17 protein-coding genes are annotated in these 17,077 nt (G+C 30.5%); 10 read left to right on the forward strand and 7 right to left on the reverse strand.

Annotated features, from left to right (window positions below):
- Positions 1–36: 36 nt before the first annotated feature.
- Positions 37–672 (reverse strand): hypothetical protein, encoded by a 636-nt coding sequence (locus ACZ451_RS08990; RefSeq protein WP_464216781.1) that lies wholly within the window; start codon positions 670–672, stop codon positions 37–39.
- A 152-nt stretch (positions 673–824) separates the two neighbouring features.
- On the opposite strand from ACZ451_RS08990, the gene rsgA reads away from it, so the two are divergent.
- The 8 genes from rsgA (at position 825) to rlmN (ending at position 10,283) form a co-directional block, all read left to right on the forward strand.
- Complete coding sequence (gene rsgA, locus ACZ451_RS08995) at positions 825–1,778, forward strand: ribosome small subunit-dependent GTPase A (protein WP_464216782.1); 954 nt, start codon at positions 825–827, stop codon at positions 1,776–1,778.
- Positions 1,775–2,227, forward strand: a complete 453-nt coding sequence (dtd, locus tag ACZ451_RS09000; protein WP_464216783.1) for a D-aminoacyl-tRNA deacylase — start codon at positions 1,775–1,777, stop codon at positions 2,225–2,227. The genes rsgA and dtd overlap by 4 nt, the downstream gene beginning before the upstream one ends.
- 76 nt (positions 2,228–2,303) lie before the next feature.
- Positions 2,304–4,214, forward strand: coding sequence for a DUF3857 domain-containing protein (locus ACZ451_RS09005; RefSeq protein WP_464216784.1), 1,911 nt, complete (start codon positions 2,304–2,306; stop codon positions 4,212–4,214).
- Between the two features lie 36 nt (positions 4,215–4,250).
- On the forward strand, positions 4,251–6,281 hold the full coding sequence (locus ACZ451_RS09010; RefSeq protein WP_464216785.1) for a DUF3857 domain-containing protein: 2,031 nt from the start codon (positions 4,251–4,253) through the stop codon (positions 6,279–6,281).
- Between the two features lie 4 nt (positions 6,282–6,285).
- On the forward strand, positions 6,286–6,612 hold the full coding sequence (locus ACZ451_RS09015; protein WP_464216786.1) for a nucleotide pyrophosphohydrolase: 327 nt from the start codon (positions 6,286–6,288) through the stop codon (positions 6,610–6,612).
- Between the two features lie 139 nt (positions 6,613–6,751).
- Entirely contained in the window at positions 6,752–7,981 is a 1,230-nt protein-coding gene (locus ACZ451_RS09020) for a 3-phosphoshikimate 1-carboxyvinyltransferase (RefSeq protein WP_464216787.1), read from the forward strand.
- Positions 7,982–8,083: 102 nt separating this feature from the next.
- Positions 8,084–9,133, forward strand: a complete 1,050-nt coding sequence (gene queA / locus ACZ451_RS09025; protein ID WP_464216788.1) for a tRNA preQ1(34) S-adenosylmethionine ribosyltransferase-isomerase QueA — start codon at positions 8,084–8,086, stop codon at positions 9,131–9,133.
- 106 nt (positions 9,134–9,239) lie between these two features.
- Positions 9,240–10,283: a dual-specificity RNA methyltransferase RlmN gene (gene rlmN, locus ACZ451_RS09030; protein WP_464216789.1), complete on the forward strand. Its 1,044-nt coding sequence runs from the start codon at positions 9,240–9,242 to the stop codon at positions 10,281–10,283.
- Positions 10,284–10,320: 37 nt separating this feature from the next.
- Here the strand turns inward: rlmN and ACZ451_RS09035 are convergent, their stop codons facing one another.
- Entirely contained in the window at positions 10,321–10,800 is a 480-nt protein-coding gene (locus tag ACZ451_RS09035) for a dihydrofolate reductase (protein ID WP_464216914.1), read from the reverse strand.
- Positions 10,801–11,142: 342 nt separating this feature from the next.
- On the opposite strand from ACZ451_RS09035, the gene ACZ451_RS09040 reads away from it, so the two are divergent.
- Complete coding sequence (locus tag ACZ451_RS09040) at positions 11,143–12,228, forward strand: aminotransferase class V-fold PLP-dependent enzyme (RefSeq protein WP_464216790.1); 1,086 nt, start codon at positions 11,143–11,145, stop codon at positions 12,226–12,228.
- 152 nt (positions 12,229–12,380) lie between these two features.
- A complete protein-coding gene (locus ACZ451_RS09045) occupies positions 12,381–12,677 on the forward strand; it encodes an isoamylase early set domain-containing protein (RefSeq protein WP_464216791.1) in 297 nt (98 codons plus the stop codon).
- A gap of 76 nt (positions 12,678–12,753) precedes the next feature.
- Here the strand turns inward: ACZ451_RS09045 and ACZ451_RS09050 are convergent, their stop codons facing one another.
- From ACZ451_RS09050 to ACZ451_RS09070, 5 genes are read right to left on the reverse strand one after another with little or no spacing between them, the layout of a single operon-like run.
- A complete protein-coding gene (locus ACZ451_RS09050) occupies positions 12,754–13,035 on the reverse strand; it encodes a DUF427 domain-containing protein (protein ID WP_464216792.1) in 282 nt (93 codons plus the stop codon).
- Between the two features lie 35 nt (positions 13,036–13,070).
- Positions 13,071–14,048, reverse strand: a complete 978-nt coding sequence (gene egtD / locus ACZ451_RS09055; protein WP_464216793.1) for an L-histidine N(alpha)-methyltransferase — start codon at positions 14,046–14,048, stop codon at positions 13,071–13,073.
- A gap of 13 nt (positions 14,049–14,061) precedes the next feature.
- Positions 14,062–15,222: an ergothioneine biosynthesis protein EgtB gene (gene egtB, locus ACZ451_RS09060; protein ID WP_464216794.1), complete on the reverse strand. Its 1,161-nt coding sequence runs from the start codon at positions 15,220–15,222 to the stop codon at positions 14,062–14,064.
- Positions 15,223–15,282: 60 nt separating this feature from the next.
- Positions 15,283–16,146, reverse strand: a complete 864-nt coding sequence (locus tag ACZ451_RS09065; protein WP_464216795.1) for an energy transducer TonB — start codon at positions 16,144–16,146, stop codon at positions 15,283–15,285.
- 11 nt (positions 16,147–16,157) lie between these two features.
- On the reverse strand, positions 16,158–17,036 hold the full coding sequence (locus ACZ451_RS09070; protein WP_464216796.1) for an energy transducer TonB: 879 nt from the start codon (positions 17,034–17,036) through the stop codon (positions 16,158–16,160).
- Positions 17,037–17,077 lie beyond the last annotated feature (41 nt).

Raw genomic sequence — 17,077 nt, forward strand, 5'->3', positions numbered from 1 at the left:
TTATAATTAGGCTCGTTAACTAACTATAACAAATTTTTAATTTTTCGTGTAAGCTAATCTTCTTGAAGCTTTCCGCATTAAAATATTTATAAGGTCATCAGGACTACTTCCTAGACTTCCTCTTATTTTTTTGTTATAATTCCATAGCAATAATCCATCATCAGCATTGTGAACACTCATATTTATAACGGCATTATTTGTTGCTCCCCAAAAGCCTATTAAAAGCCCAAGAGCAACAGAAGCACCTTCAGACATTGGTTTGTCAGTTTTGAAATCTCCAGATATTACGGCATCTACTTCTAAAATATCTGCTAATTCTTTCGGAGTGTACTCATTAATATTTTCATAACTAATATTTTTTTTAGCAAGTAATGCATTTGTAGTTTTTGGATCTTGTACTTCTATTGATGTTAATTTGCCTCGTTTTTTTCTTTTTAAAAACCATGAGTACATAGCTGACTGAATACTTTGGCCTTCAGATTTTTCAAGTCTTTCTATATCATCAGAATTCATTTCCTTCATTTGTTTTGGTCTTAATTTAACTTGAGTTTTGAAGGGTGTCATCGCTATTATTTTATGCGATTTAGAGATACTATCAAACTTAGGGTTTTCATAAAGGCTAGTCTGAGCAATTAAAGAAAGTGGTAATAAAAATAAAATTAAAGTCTTCATTTTTTTGGTTTTTGGTTTATAATATTGAGTAAAAATACGATAAAATCGAGTAAAAACGAATTGCTTTTATTAGAAATAAACTAATTTTTATCCCCTAAAGCCGATTTAGTATAAAAGTTGTTATTTTGTGTGATAAATTTTATCTAAATTGAATGAAGGGAATTGTATATAAATCTACTGGGAGTTGGTTTACTGTTAAGGCAGAGGATAGTAGTTTTTATGAATGTAGAATAAAAGGAAAATTTAGGATAAAAGGAATTAAGAGTACTAACCCAGTGGCAGTAGGGGATAAAGTGATTTTTGAAGTAGAAACAATTGGTGATGAAACCGTGGGAATTATTACAGATATTACAGAACGTAAAAATTATATTGTTCGTAAATCAGTAAACTTATCTAAGCAAACTCATATTATTGCAGCAAATTTGGATCAGGTCTTTTTAATGATTACCTTAAACAACCCACCTACTTTTACCAGTTTTATTGATCGCTTTTTAATTACTGCAGAAGCGTATCATATTCCTGCAATATTACTGTTTAATAAAGTTGATACCTATAACGAAGACGAGTTAGCTGAAATTAAGTATTTAGCTGCTCTTTATAGAAATATAGGTTATACTTGTATTGGTATTTCTTCTACTACTGGTAAAAATATCGATAAAGTAAAAGAATTAATGCGAGGTAAAACTAGTATGTTTTCGGGTCATTCTGGTGTTGGGAAATCTACATTAGTAAATGCCATAGCACCAAATCTAGATTTAAAAACAACTCAAATATCACAACAACATGCACAAGGACAACATACTACAACTTTTGCAGAAATGTTTGATTTGGAAATGGACGCTAGAATTATAGATACTCCAGGGATAAAAGGTTTTGGTATTGTAGATATGGAGCAAAATGAAATAGGTGACTATTTCCCAGAATTTTTTGAATTAAAACAATATTGTAAATTTAATAATTGTGTGCACTTAGAAGAGCCTAAATGTGCTGTAAAAGATGCTTTAGAAGATGGAAAAGTAGCATGGACGAGGTATAAAAGTTACGTGCAAATGCTTACCGGAGAAGAAGAAAATTACCGAACAGATATTTATGGTGAAAAAAAATGAGAGCAGTTATACAACGAGTATCTAGGTGTAGTGTAACAGTAAATAAAAAACTAGTTTCGGAAATAACTTCGGGGGTACTAATTTTGTTGGGTATAGAAAGTGCAGATACAAAAGAAGATATTAAATGGCTTTCAAAAAGAATAGTGAATCTTCGTATTTTTAATGATAGTGATGGTGTAATGAATTTATCTTTGTTAAAATCCAATGGAGCTGCATTAGTAGTAAGTCAATTTACATTACACGCTGCTACAAAAAAAGGCAATCGGCCATCATACATACGGGCCGCTAGACCCGAAATTGCAATCCCAATTTATGAACAATTTATAACCCAACTCGAAACAGATTTAGGAAAGGAAGTTGGTGTAGGAGTTTTTGGAGCAGATATGCAAGTAGATTTGCTTAATGATGGTCCAGTTACGATTATAATTGATACAAAAAACAAAGAATAGAGTTTTTTAACGATTTTCTTTTCTTATTTGTGCTAAAATTTAATAATTTAACAGCGTAGACCAAACCAAACCAAGTATGCGCTTTTTATTATTTATTTATTTTACATTATTTTTTCAATTAGCATCATCACAAAATCCAAAATACCAGGCCTTACTTTTAGATGAGAGCTTAACAGAAAATGCCAATGCTATAGTTCGTTTAGATGAAATTCAAATAGATCTTTTGTCACAACAAAGCATGACTATCAAACAAAAAAGAATAGTTACTGTCCTCAATAAAAAAGGAGAAAAGTTTGTAAATGCAAGATCTTGGTATGATGATGGCTTAAAAATAACTAGCATCCAAGCAATAGTTTATAACAAATTAGGGCAAGAAATTGATAAAATAAAACGTAAAGATTTTAAAGATGTAAGCGCTGTAAGTGGCGGAACCCTATATTCAGATTCCAGAGTACTGTATTTAGATTATACTCCTATTGCTTATCCATATACCATAGAATTTACTGTAGAAACCACAACTAAAAACACAGGTTTTATACCACCTTGGTATTTTTCAGATGGATTCTTAGTAAGTACCGAAGCGTCTTATTATACTATAAATTATAAATCGAATACTTTAAAACCAGAAATAAAAGAAGAAAATTTACACAAAATTACTTTTGAAAAAGAAGAAACAGCGAATAGTATTTCCTATAAAGCTTCAAATATTAAGGCTGTTAAACATGAGAGTTTAAGCCCTTCTTTTAGCAAAATTGCACCAAGGATTATTCCAAGGATAAAAAATTTCCATTACGAGGGTTATGATGGGGAAATAGATACATGGAGTGATGTAGGTGTATGGATGCATAGTAACCTTATAAAAGGTCAGGACGGTCTGCCAGAACAGACAATACAAAAAGTCCTCTCTTTAGTAAAAGGAGTTACAGATGATTTAGAAAAAGCTAAAATTATTTATAAATATGTGCAGGATAATACAAGATATATCAGTGTACAAGTAGGTATTGGAGGCATACAACCTATAAGTGCATTAGAAGTAGATAGAGTAAAATATGGCGATTGTAAAGGCTTGTCCAACTATACAAAGGCTTTACTAAATGTAGTAGGAGTAAAAGCGTATTATACGCATGTAGAATCTGGGCAGAATAAAGTAGATTTTGACGAAGATTTTCCATATTTATGGGCAGGAGATCATGTGATTTTAGCAATACCTTACAAGAATAAATATTACTGGATAGATTGTACATCGCAAGTACATCCTTTTGGTTTTATTGGTGATTTTACTGACGATAGAAAAGTATTGGTTATAAAACCTGAAGGTGGCGAAATTGTTAAAACAGACGCATATATTAATGAGCAAAACTATCAGGCTATCAATGGTGCGTATGATGTATCCGAAAACGGTCATATTAAAGCAGACCTTACCATCACTACGAAAGGTACTCAATACGATAATAGATTTTATTTAGAAGATAGAACAGACGAACAAGTCTTAAAACATTACAAGACTAATTGGAATAATATTAATAATCTAAATATTACTTCTTATGATTTTAAAAATGATGAAAAGAATATAGCTTTTACTGAAAAAGTATCTGTAGATGCAATTAACTACGCAAGTAAGAGTGGAAATAGACTACTATTTGTGCTAAATACATTTAATAAATCAAGTGCTATTCCTAAAAGATATAGAAATAGAAATTTACCCTTAGAAATACAGCGCGGTTATTTTGATGAAGATGAGTTTAAAGTTAATATTCCGGAAGGGTATCTTATTGAAGCATTACCGGATTCTAAAAATATAGAAAACGAGTTTGGACACTATAAAGTAGCAATTACCAAAACAGCTGATGAAAAATCTATTATTTATAAGAGGAGTTGTCTAGTGAAAAAAGGGATGTATGCCAAAGAAAAATATAAAGAATACCGTGCTTTTATGAAAGAAATGAAAAGCATAGATAATGCAAAAGCAGTATTAGTAAAAAAATAAACCAAAAAAGAATAGTAATTAAACCAATCCTAACCAATGAGATTCATATTTAAATTTAATCTATTATTATTAATAAGTATAACGGCAGTACATGCTCAAGTACATAAATTTGGGAAAGTAAGTAAAGAAGAATTACAAGAAAAATTTTACGCCAAAGATTCTACAGCTGCAGCATCAGTTTTGTATAGAAATATAGATATTAGTTATAGGTACGACAATCAAAATGGGGGCTTTTATATTACTAGAAAAGTTCAAGAGCGTATAAAAATATATAGTAATAAAGGTTTTAAGTATGCTACTGTGTCTGAGTATATATATACAGGAAAAAGTAGTGATGATAGAGAGAAATTAATAAGTTTAAAAGCATACACCTATAATTTAGTAGATAACAAAATAGAAAAAACAAAACTTTTAAATTCTCAAATATTTAAAGAAAAGGTAAATGAAAACTACAATAAAGAGAAATTTACAATGGGGAATGTAAAAGAAGGTAGTGTAATTGAATATACCTATAAAATAGATTCTCCTCATTGGTATAGTATAGATGAAATAGACTTACAATATGATATTCCTATAAAAAAAGAAGATATTAGTATTGCCGTACCAGAATATTTTTCTTTTAAAACCAATATGAAAGGGTATTTAATGATTAAACCCAAAACGAATTCAAAATCAGGGAAAATAACTTTTAATAACAGACAAAATCGTTACGGAGGCTCAAATTTTGATCCTTTAAATAGGTCTAATGCTACTTCTATAATAGATTATAGAATTAATGAAACATCTTATAATTTAGTAGATGTGCCAGCATTAAAAGAAGAGCCATATGTTAACAATATGGATAATTATAGATCTTCTGTAAATTATGAATTACAATATACAAATTTCCCCCAATCACCAGTAAAAAGTTACGCTACTACATGGGAAAAAGTTGCAAAAACAATTTATGAGAGTCCTAATTTTGGAAAACAATTAAATGGCACAAAATATTTTAGGGATGAATTAACAGTTTTGTTGGAAGGTAAAACTAGTCCTGAAGAGAAAATTAGTGCTGTTTTTTCTTTTGTAAAGCACCATATGAATTGGAATAAAAATTATGGTGTATTTTGTAGTAGAGGACTTAAAACAGCATTCAAAGAACAAACAGGAAATGTAGCTGATATTAATTTAATGCTTGTTGCTATGTTAAAAGAAGCTGGCTTAAAAGCGTTTCCCGTATTAGTAAGTACAAGAAGTCATGGTATTCCAATTTTCCCAACAAGAGAAGGTTTTAATTATGTTATTGCATCAGTTAAAATAGGAGAAGAAATTATATTACTTGATGCCACAGAAACCTATTCGGAGCCTAATATGATTCCTAATAGAGCAGTAAACTGGAATGGTAGATTAATCGCTGAAAATGGAAATTCGATGAGTATCCCTTTACAAACAAACCGTACAGCCAATGAAACTAATATGATGCAAGTAACTTTAAATGATGATGGTTCTTTAGATGGTATGATGAGAATTAATTATACAGATTATAACGCCTATAATTATAGACAACGTTATAATGGTTTAGATGAGGATGATTATTTAGAAAAATTGGAAACTAGTAATAATGATATGGAAGTTGATGATTTTTCAGTGCAAAACAAAAAAGAATTGGGGAAGCCAATTATGGAAAAATTCAGCTTTTCTATAGAAAGTCAGGCAGATGTTATTGGAGATAAAATATATTTTTCGCCTTTATTTTTTAAAGCAAATACAAAAAATCCATTCACATTAGAAAAAAGAGAATACCCAATAGATTTTTCTCATCCTTGGACAGATAAAAATATTATTTCTATAAAAATACCAGAAGGCTATAAAATAGAATCTATGCCAGAACCGTCTTCTACAGCTATGCCAGATAATATGGGTTCCTTTAGATTTAATATTAGTCATACTGAAAATCAAATTAATATAATGACTACAACCTCAATAAAATCTGCAATAATACCCACACATATGTATGAGTCATTAAAAGAATTTTACAGACTTTTAGTAGAAAAACAAACAGAAAAAGTAGTTTTGACAAAAATATAAGGTCATGAACATACAAAACGCTCAAAAGGCAGTAGATGATTGGATAAAAGAACATGGAGTTCGGTACTTTAATGAGCTTACCAATATGGCACAACTTACAGAAGAAGTTGGTGAAGTAGCCCGAATTATAGCGCGTAGATATGGAGAACAAAGTGAGAAAGAATCTGACAAACATAAGGATTTAGGAGAAGAATTAGCGGATGTAATGTTTGTAGTATTATGTTTAGCAAACCAAACAGGGGTAAATCTCCAAGAAGCTTTTGACCAAAAATTAGATATTAAAACAAAAAGAGATCACAATAGACATCATGCTAATGAGAAATTGAAATAAAGTAATTTCTTGAGATATTAGTACTTACTTTAAATCCTGATTTTGTTTAGAATAAAACAAAATCAGGATTCCTTATATAAAAAGATATATAATACGCTTTAAAACTTCTATTTTTGCTTTTTTAAGTAAAATAAATACATTGAAACTATATTTAAGCCCACCAGCAAATACACTTATAAAAGCAAATATACAAGTTACTGGTTCAAAGAGCGAGTCTAATCGGATATTATTATTACAGGCCCTATACAAAAATTTAAGTATTCGTAATACTTCTAATTCTGATGATGCACAGGTAATGGCAAAGGGGCTTAAAGTAAGTAAAGGAATTGTAGACATACATCATGCTGGTACAGCTATGCGTTTTTTAACTACGTATTTTGCAGCGCAAGAAGGGAAGGAAGTGGTTTTAACTGGTTCTAAACGAATGACGGAGCGCCCTATAAAAGTTTTAGTAGATGCTTTAATAAAGTTAGGAGCAACCATTTCTTATGAAAAAGAAGAAGGTTATCCGCCAATAAAAATTGTTGGAAAAAAACTTACTAAAAATAAAGTGAGTTTACCTGCTAATATTAGTAGTCAGTATATCTCTTCATTATTGCTTACAGCAGCGAGTTTAGAAAATGGATTAGAAATAGAATTAGTGGGTGATATAACCTCGGTGCCCTATATTAAAATGACACTTGCCTTATTAACGCAGGTGGGTATAACAAATTCTTTTGAAGGGAACACCATTAAAGTGTTATATAAACCAATAGTAGAAGAAAAAACATTAGTAGTAGAATCTGATTGGAGTTCCGCATCGTATTCGTACAGCGTAGTTGCACTTGCAGCAATAGGTTCAGAAATTAGTTTGTCTTCCTATAAAAAAAATAGTTTACAAGGTGATAGCGTACTTTCTGAGATTTATAAAGATTTTGGAGTTAAAACTATTTTTAACGAAAACACAATTATATTACGTAAAATAGCGGATTGTACATTAGAAACAGTAACATATGATTTGGTAAACGCCCCAGATATTGCCCAGACAATAGCGGTGACTTGTTATGGTTTAGGTATTGGTTGTCATTTAACAGGTCTACATACACTTAAAATAAAAGAAACCGATAGGTTAGAGGCATTACATACTGAGCTTTTAAAGTTGGGCGCAAATATTTCTGTTTCAGATAAAAGCTTAACACTAATACCTACTACTATTTTACATAAAGATATTGCTATAGATACCTATCATGATCATAGAATGGCAATGGCTTTTGCGCCATTGGCATTAAAAACAAGTATTATTATAAATGATGCAGGAGTAGTATCTAAATCATACCCAGATTTTTGGACAGATTTAAATCGATTTAAAATAGCAACTAAAGAAATTTAAACTCAAATTTTAGAGCTTAGAAAAGATAAAAGCTATTTTACTTGACAACGCCCTATTCAGGATTGTATATTTGCAGCCGCAATAACGTAACAAAAAACATGTATGAAATTATCGCATTTTAATTTTGACTTACCCGAAGAATTATTAGCTGAACACCCTTCAGAAAATAGAGATGAATCTAAATTAATGGTGATTCACAGAGAAACTGGTAAAATTGAGCATAAAATGTTCAAAGACATGATCAATTATTTTGACGAAGGTGATGTCATGGTATTAAATAATACCAAAGTTTTCCCTGCTAGATTATATGGTAATAAAGAAAAAACGGGTGCTCGGATAGAAGTTTTTTTGTTACGAGAATTAAATGAAGAACAACGTCTTTGGGATGTTTTAGTAGACCCAGCTCGTAAAATAAGAATTGGAAATAAATTATACTTTGGAGATGACGATACTTTAGTAGCAGAAGTAATTGATAATACTACCTCTAGAGGTAGAACATTACGCTTTTTGTATGATGGAGCTTATCCAGATTTCAGAAGAAAATTAAAAGAGTTAGGAGAAACACCACTTCCAAAATACATAAAAAGAGATGTAGAACCAGAAGATGCAGATCGTTACCAAACGATATATGCAAAATATGAAGGTGCTGTAGCAGCTCCAACAGCTGGGTTGCACTTTTCAAAGCATTTGTTAAAACGATTGGAAATTAAAGGAATAGATTTTGCTGAATTAACCTTACATGTTGGCTTAGGAACTTTTAATCCAGTTGAGGTAGAAGATCTTTCTAAACATAAAATGGATAGTGAAGAGTTAATTATTGACGAAAAAGCCACTGAAATTGTCAATAATGCAAAAATTAACAAACGTAAAGTTTGTGCAGTTGGAACCACAGCTATGAGAGGTTTAGAAAGTGGAGTATCGTCTCAAAATACCTTAAATACTTTTGAAGGATGGACAAATAAATTTATTTTCCCTCCACATGATTTTAGTATCGCTAATTGTATGATTACTAATTTTCACTTACCTAAATCTACACTATTAATGATGGTTTCTGCCTTTATGGGCCATGATTTAATGAAAGAAGCATATAAACAAGCAGTAGAAGGAGAATATAGATTCTATTCCTATGGAGATGCAATGCTAATCTTATAAAAAATAGTTTCCTTTTTACTTGGAAATCAAATATAAAATCTCGCTTTATAAGATGCTATAAAGCGAGATTTCTTTTTAAATACAGGATATCAATTATCTTTAACTCGTGGAAATTATAAAAAAGAAAGATATTAGAGCGCTAACAAAAGAGCAATTAAGAGCATTTTTTGTAGCTAATGGAGATAAAGCTTTTAGAGGAAACCAAGTATATGAGTGGCTCTGGCAAAAAGGAGCACATTCTTTTGATGCAATGACTAATGTTTCTAAACAGACTAGAGAAATGTTAGAAGCCAATTTTGTCATCAACCATATAAAAGTAGATGTGATGCAACGGAGCACTGATGGTACCATAAAAAATGCTGTCCGATTGCATGACGATTTAGTGGTAGAATCTGTTTTAATACCGACAAAAACAAGAACAACAGCCTGTGTATCGAGCCAGGTAGGATGTAGCTTAGATTGTAAATTTTGTGCAACTGCACGTTTAAAACGCATGCGTAATTTAAATCCAGATGAAATTTATGATCAAGTAGTTGCTATTGATAATGAGAGCAGATTGTATTTCGATAGACCGTTGAGTAATATTGTTTTTATGGGAATGGGAGAACCATTAATGAATTTTAATAATGTATTAAAATCAATAGAAAAAATAACATCCCCAGAAGGCTTAGGGATGTCTCCAAAACGCATTACGGTTTCTACCTCTGGTGTTCCTAAAATGATTAGAAAAATGGCAGATGAACAAGTTAAATTTAATTTAGCTGTTTCGTTACATTCTGCAATTGATACTATTAGAACCTCAATAATGCCTTTTAATGCTAATTTTACACTTAAAGACTTAAGAGAATCATTACAATATTGGTATCGTAAAACTAAAAGTAGAATTACGTATGAGTATGTGGTTTGGGATGGGATAAATGATACTCAAAAAGATGTGGACGCTTTGGTTGATTTTTGCAAATTTGCTCCTTGTAAAATTAATTTAATAGAATATAACCCAATAGATGATGGAGCATTTAAGCAAGCGTCAAATAAAGCTATAGACATGTATGTACATACTTTAGAGCAACATCATATTACAGTTACAGTACGTCGCTCCAGAGGTAAAGATATTGATGCAGCTTGTGGGCAACTAGCCAATAAAAGTTAAAAGTAGCTTTAGAAATTATTGAAATAGTAGAATGCTATTATTTTAAGCTAAAAGTCTGATAGGTAAAATCATAAGTGTGTTTCTCGTCTTTGGGATGATATTCCTCACTTTCTAATGCCCATATATCCATATCAATTTCAGGAAAAAAGGCATCAGCTTCAAAATTTTCATGAACTTTAGTGATTTTTAGGATATGTGCAACTTGCATTCCCAGGTTATAAATTTCACCACCTCCAATAATATAACAGATTTCATTTTCATTAATTAAATTAAGAGCATCTTCTAAGCTATGAACAACTAAACAATTTGCATACGTTGTAGTATAATTGATATCTCTCGTAATAATAATATGGATACGATTAGGTAGCGGTTTAGGGAAACTTTCAAATGTTTTACGACCCATAATAATTTTATGCCCAGTAGTAAGCTTTTTAAAATACTTAAAATCATCAGGTAAATGCCATAGTAAATCATTGTCTTTTCCTAAAGCATTATTTTCTGCAACTGCAGCAATCATTACTATAGAGCCTAACCTTTTATTAGTTATTATTTTTTTTGAAATAGGAAAATCAGTTTCAATTTCTGTTGGTGCCTCAGTATTTTTTTTCTCTTGCATTAAGACTAGTTTTGTGTTTTTCTCTTTCCTATTTTGACTATAAATTTATAGGTAATAAAAACATTTATGAAGTGAATTACAAATAAAAATAAAATTGATAGCACTTCTTTAGTCTAGTTTATCATATTCTAATATATTAGAATGTTTTAATTTGAGTTTAATTTTGGAAATTACTTTTCCCTTTCGGGAAGATGGCAATGTGTATCTTTACTCACAAAGATAAATAAATACCTATTTTACAAAATGGAAAATAGCAGAAAAGAGTTTCCTATTCTAAAGCATCATATTTATGCAAATACTGCCGCTTGTGGTATTTTATCTAATGGACTTTTAGAATGGAGACAAGAACATGATTTGGACTTTTTAATAGGAGGAAGTGCTATTAAAAACAATGCATTTAAAGTTATTACTGAGACTAGAAAAACAGTGGGTAATTTTTTTGGTTGTTTGCCAGATAATGTGGCCTTAATTCCAAATTTTTCTTTAGGTTTTAATATGCTTTTAGAAGGATTAGATAAAAAAAATAATATCCTTTTATTAGAAAAAGACTACCCTTCTGTACTATGGCCAGTTGAACGCAAAGGATTTCAAGTTTTTTATGTTAAGATAACCGAAAAATTGGAAGATTCTATTTATCAAAAAATTAAAAACGAAAGTATAGATGTATTGGCAATTAGTTTAGTACAATGGTTAAATGGAATACAAATTGACCTTAATTTTCTTAAAAAACTAAAATTGGAATTTCCTAACCTTATCATAATTGCTGATGGTACTCAGTTTTGTGGTACAACTAATTTTAATTTTGAAACATCTGCTATAGATGTTTTAGGAGCTAGCGCCTATAAATGGTTGCTTGCGGGTAATGGTAATGGTTTTATGTTATTTAAAGAAGAAATAAAAAAACATTTTTCTTTAAATTTTACAGGTTTTAATGCAGCTAGTGGAGATGAAGCTAAAAAAGAAAAGATTGCTTTTGTAAAACATTTTGAACCTGGGCATTTAGATAGTTTTAATTTTGGAAGTCTTAATTATTCGCTCAAATTTTTATCGAAAATTGGAATAGATGCCATCGAGAAGCAAAATAAAATTTTAAGCAAATTTGCTTTTGCAGCTTTTTCTAAATTAAATGTATTAGAAGAAGTTGTTTTCAATAGAAAAAATCATAGCACTATATTTAATATAAAAGGGGACGATAAATTGTATCATAATTTAGCAGATGCCAATATTATTTGCTCGCTTAGAGGAAATGGGATTCGCTTTGGTTTTCATTTTTATAACACGACTAAAAATATAGAAAAGATTGTAGATGTTATAAAAAAAACAAAGTAATGGTTATTTAAATGCAAAAAAATTAAGGTCTATATTAAGAATGTTGATTTTTTGTAAATTCAAATTTATCAATATGATAAATCGAATTTAACTTATTGGTTTTCAATAATTTTATAACGAGTTTTGCGTCGAATTTTTTAAAGAATATAATTATGGCTATTACAAAACAGTATTTAAAGAGCAAACCAGTTTGCAAAGTAACCTTTACCGTACCTGCAGAAGGGGCATCAAAAGTTTTTGTTGTTGGAGATTTTAATGATTGGAATCCTAAAAAAGGATCCTTAAGAAAACTTAAAAATGGTACTTTTAAAGGAACTATAGACCTCCCTAAAGAAACCTCCTATGAGTTTAGATATTTAGTTGATAATGATTACATCAACGATCAAGAAGCAGATCGTTTTCAATGGAATGATTATGCTGGGACAGAAAATGCTGTTCTAGAATTATAAGCAATCCAAATACTATAAAATCCCTGCAATAACATGTTATTGCAGGGATTTTATAGTATTAATACAAACATATCCTTTACTTTTCAACACGGACACCTTTCCAAAAAGCAACTCTGCCCTTTATTTGTTTGGCTAATTCGCTAACCTCTGGATAATACCAGGCAGCATCTTTATTTTCCTTTCCGTTTACATCTAAACTATAATATGAAGCTACACCTTTCCATGGGCAAGTAGTATGCGTATCTGTAGTTTTAAAATATTCTTTTTTAATACTATCTGCAGGAAAATAATGATTGTTTTCAATTACAACAGTATCATCACTTTCTGCGATAACGGTATCATTCCAAATTGCTTTCATGGTTTTATAAATTTTGTTTTTTACTTAGTCACACTTTAAACGGATGTCTTACTAAAAATATAATTTTTATACAGTTTTTCCGTATCTGTAAATTGTGTTTCAATTTGTAATCCTGCATTTTCTGCAAGCCAGTTCACTGTTTTATCATCGTATTTCTGAGATATTTCGGTGTGTATCGTTTCCCAAGCATTAAAATGAATTGTTGTTTCAATAGCTGGTATTATTACACTTTGCTTCATTTTAGAAACTAAAAAACTTTTTGCTGTTCCCGTTTCTGGGTCATATACTTCCCAATGTGTAAAAGAATCTAAATTAAAATTTGCTCCTAATTCAGTATTAATTCTGGCCAATATATTTTTATTAAAAGCGGCTGTAATACCAGCTTTATCATTATAAGCATCTAAAATAATATTTGGTGCTTTTTTCTGATCAAAACCTATAAATACCAAATCATCTTCATGCAATAATTTTTGAATATCTTTTAAAAATACAATAGCTTGATCATGTAATAAATTCCCAATGTTAGAACCTAAAAATAAGATTACTTTTCTAGTTTTCTCATCTTTAGCAATTTCTTCTAATGTTTCAAAATAGGTACCTTGTAAGGTGTCTATTGCAACTTTTGGCAATTCTTTATGTACAGAAGCTTCTAGCTGGTCTAGCGCATTCTGACTAATATCGATAGGTTGATACGTAAAGTCAATATTATTTTCGATTAAATGCTTTAGTAAAACTTTTGTTTTTTTACCGTCACCTGCTCCTAATTCTATTAAATTAAAAGGAGATCCATTTTTAGAAAATAGATTTGTTATTTCTGCCTTATACTGATCAATGATATTGTATTCTGCATCGGTAAGATAATACTCAGGCATATTCATAATATCTTGAAAAAGCTTATCTCCTTTACTATCGTAAAAATATTTAGAGGATAGGTGTTTAGGAAAATCTGTAAGCCCTTTATAAACGTCTTCTTCAAACTGTGTTAAAGTAGTTGATGGGAATTTGTTTTGCATGTTTTATTCACTATTATTTAACTAATCTTATTCCGGTGTATTGCCACCTTAGATTGGTTTGAAAAAAATTACGATACGTTGGCCTGGTATGCTTTTTTGGTGTTGCAATAGAACCACCTCTAAGTACTTTTTGGTTTACCATAAATTTACCGTTGTATTCTCCAAGAGCGCCAGGCGCTTTTTTGTAATTTGGATAAGGGAGGTAGGCGCTCTCTGTCCATTCCCAACGTTTGCCCCAAGAAAAATAATTTTGCGCCGCTTCCCATTCAAATTCTGTAGGGAGTCGGTAGCCTTTCCATTGTGCAAAGGCAAATGCTTCAAAATAAGAAATATGGGTAACAGGAGCTTGTGAGCTTATTTTTTGTAAGCCATTTAAAGTATAAAAATACCATTCGTTATCTATAAGATGCCAATACAAAGGAGCTTTTATATGGTTTTTACTTACCCAATCCCAAGCTTCAGCATGCCATAAATCAAACTTTTTATAACCTCCAGCTGTTATAAAATCAATATATTCTTTATTAGTAACTAACCGATTTGATATTTCAAAATCTTGTAAAAAAACTTTGTGGGCAGAAAGCTCATTGTCATAACAAAAATCTGTTGATGTATGGCCAATTTCATAAATGCCTTCTTTTATCGGAATCCAATCTTGCGTATTTTCTTCGGCAGTATATTCTGCTATAGTATCCGAATATGTAGGTAGTAAAGGATTATTTCCTAAAATATATTTGATATCAGTAAGTAGTAATTCCTGATGTTGCTTCTCATGATGAATACCAATTTCTAAAAGATCATTTAATTTCTTAGGTTGTTCATTTTCAAAAAAAACTTTTATTGCACTTGTAACATACGCTCTGTACTCGTAAACTTTTTTTACAGATGGCCTAGATAAATTTCCTCGATCTGAGCGAATAACACGTTTTCCAACCGTTTCATAATAGCTATTAAAAACAAAAGAGAAATCTGCATTAAAAATTTGATAGTCTTTGGCGTGCGGTTTTAATATAAATTCTTCAAAAAACCAAGTGGTATGTCCTAAGTGCCATTTGGGAGGGGATACATCTGCAATGGGCTGCACCACATAATCTTCAATTTCTAAAGGATTGCATAAGGTTTCGGTATGTGCTCTTGTTTCTAGGAAAAAATCTAGAAGGGAATCAATACTAATCATGATAAAATAATCAGCCCTAAAGATAAGTAATCTGAAATTATTTATGCTATCTTAAAAAACTCATCCTCTTAGTTTAAAACCAATAGGAATTGAAAAAGGGACACGTACAGGTTTGCCATTTCGTTTTCCAGGTTTAATTTTTGGAAGTAATTTTATAATTCTAACAGCTTCTTCTTCTAAAATAGGATGGGGTCCTCTTTTACGTACTTTAGTTACTTCTCCTTCTTTATTAATTATAAACATTATATTTACTTTCCCTTCTATACCTAATGCTTGTGCTCTTTTAGGATATCTAAAATTACGCCTAATATGTTTTATTATTTTTCTTTGAAAACAAGCTCGAGATTCTTTGTTTCTTAAATTTTTACATCCGGGAAAAACAGGCACTTCTTCAATAATTCCACCTGTGTATGTATAATTTTTTTTTTTGCCTTTTATATGTTCTATAAGGTTCTCTTTTTTGGTAAGAAAACTAAAGCTAAAATAGTGTGTACTTTCATAAATATTATCTTTTTTGTTCAATACCTCTAATTTGGGTAAACTTGATAGAAAAGTATTCATTTTTTCTGCCGCATTTTTTTCAAATTTTTTTTGCTCTTCAGATTTTTCTTTAGCTTTAATTCCTTTGATGTATACAGATGTATGATAGGTAGAGTCTTTTAAGGTGCCATCAGTATTTATACGAAAACTAACACGAGTTGATAACGTGTCAGTTGGTATTGTAACTCCTATAATCTCCTTATTTATAATTTCTGTTAGTTTGTGCTGAATAAGACTGTTTAAACAAGCATTTTTATCATCAGCATCTGTGCATTCAGGGTGAATTAACTGTTCTTGGGGGAAGTAAATAGGTTTCTTAATTTTTTGAGCATAAGTAGTACCTGTATAACAGAAAACGAATAGTATAAAAATTATTTTTTTCATATATAATTTAATTATTGCAATCTAAAAGTAAGCGGAATTGCATAAGGAACACTCACTGCTTTTCCTCTTTGTTTCCCCGGAATTAATTGGGGTATTTTACTTATAATACGTCTTGTTTCTAACTCAAGTAACGGATGTGCTTGTTTTGTTTTTATGTGAGTTATAAAACCTTCTTTATTTATTCTAAAAAAGGCATAAGCACGTCCTTGTATTCCTAAAGTTTGAGCTTCTTCTGGGTATTTAAAGTTTCTTCTAATATGCTTCTGTATTTTTTGTTGAAAACAGCTTCTTTGTTCTGCTTTGCTTAAAGTTTCGCATCCAGGGTATATTGGAACTTCTTCAATAATTTGAAACGGAACGCTTTCTTCTTTTTTAAGATTTTCTCTCTGTATTTCACTAATTTTTAAATCAATTATTTTAAATTGTATTGGGGCATTAGGGGAAATGTATGCGTATAATACAAATTCTGATGTTGCGATCATCTCATCATTTTCAACAATAGTCATTCTTGGTAATTTTTCTATTGCTTTTTCTAAATCTGCTTGAATAGCTTCTAAACCTCCTCTTTCAAAAATTTTAATTTCGGCAAGCGCTCCAGTAGTATCTACTTGAAACTTAAAATATATTTTTCCATTAAAAGCTTGCGATGTAGAATCCTGTGGCTTTTTAAAGTTTTCGCCAAGTATTTGTTTGATGTTTTCTACAGTACAATTTTTCCTTTTCTCAATATTATTTGAAGCACAGTTAGGGAAATAAGCAAAAGTTTCTATATTTTCAAAAGGTTTGTGCGAAGTTATTTCTATACCATCTTCAATAATTTCTTGAGCATTAGAAGAAATGCTCATCATTGCAATAAAAAATATTGAAAATTTAAGGTGTGAAATGGTCATGTTATAGCGTGTTTGGTGAAACTATAAAACGATGCACTTTA

The sequence above is a fragment of the Allocellulophaga tsushimaensis genome (genome assembly GCF_055383085.1).

Coding starts and splice junctions, on each gene's coding strand:
- ACZ451_RS08990 (WP_464216781.1), bottom strand. CDS start 672: ATGAAGACTTTAATTTTATTTTTATTACCACTTTCTTTAATTGCTCAG.
- rsgA (WP_464216782.1), top strand. CDS start 825: ATGAAGGGAATTGTATATAAATCTACTGGGAGTTGGTTTACTGTTAAG.
- dtd (WP_464216783.1), top strand. CDS start 1,775: ATGAGAGCAGTTATACAACGAGTATCTAGGTGTAGTGTAACAGTAAAT.
- ACZ451_RS09005 (WP_464216784.1), top strand. CDS start 2,304: ATGCGCTTTTTATTATTTATTTATTTTACATTATTTTTTCAATTAGCA.
- ACZ451_RS09010 (WP_464216785.1), top strand. CDS start 4,251: ATGAGATTCATATTTAAATTTAATCTATTATTATTAATAAGTATAACG.
- ACZ451_RS09015 (WP_464216786.1), top strand. CDS start 6,286: ATGAACATACAAAACGCTCAAAAGGCAGTAGATGATTGGATAAAAGAA.
- queA (WP_464216788.1), top strand. CDS start 8,084: ATGAAATTATCGCATTTTAATTTTGACTTACCCGAAGAATTATTAGCT.
- ACZ451_RS09035 (WP_464216914.1), bottom strand. CDS start 10,800: ATGATTGCTGCAGTTGCAGAAAATAATGCTTTAGGAAAAGACAATGAT.
- ACZ451_RS09040 (WP_464216790.1), top strand. CDS start 11,143: ATGGAAAATAGCAGAAAAGAGTTTCCTATTCTAAAGCATCATATTTAT.
- ACZ451_RS09045 (WP_464216791.1), top strand. CDS start 12,381: ATGGCTATTACAAAACAGTATTTAAAGAGCAAACCAGTTTGCAAAGTA.
- ACZ451_RS09050 (WP_464216792.1), bottom strand. CDS start 13,035: ATGAAAGCAATTTGGAATGATACCGTTATCGCAGAAAGTGATGATACT.
- egtD (WP_464216793.1), bottom strand. CDS start 14,048: ATGCAAAACAAATTCCCATCAACTACTTTAACACAGTTTGAAGAAGAC.
- egtB (WP_464216794.1), bottom strand. CDS start 15,222: ATGATTAGTATTGATTCCCTTCTAGATTTTTTCCTAGAAACAAGAGCA.
- ACZ451_RS09065 (WP_464216795.1), bottom strand. CDS start 16,146: ATGAAAAAAATAATTTTTATACTATTCGTTTTCTGTTATACAGGTACT.
- ACZ451_RS09070 (WP_464216796.1), bottom strand. CDS start 17,036: ATGACCATTTCACACCTTAAATTTTCAATATTTTTTATTGCAATGATG.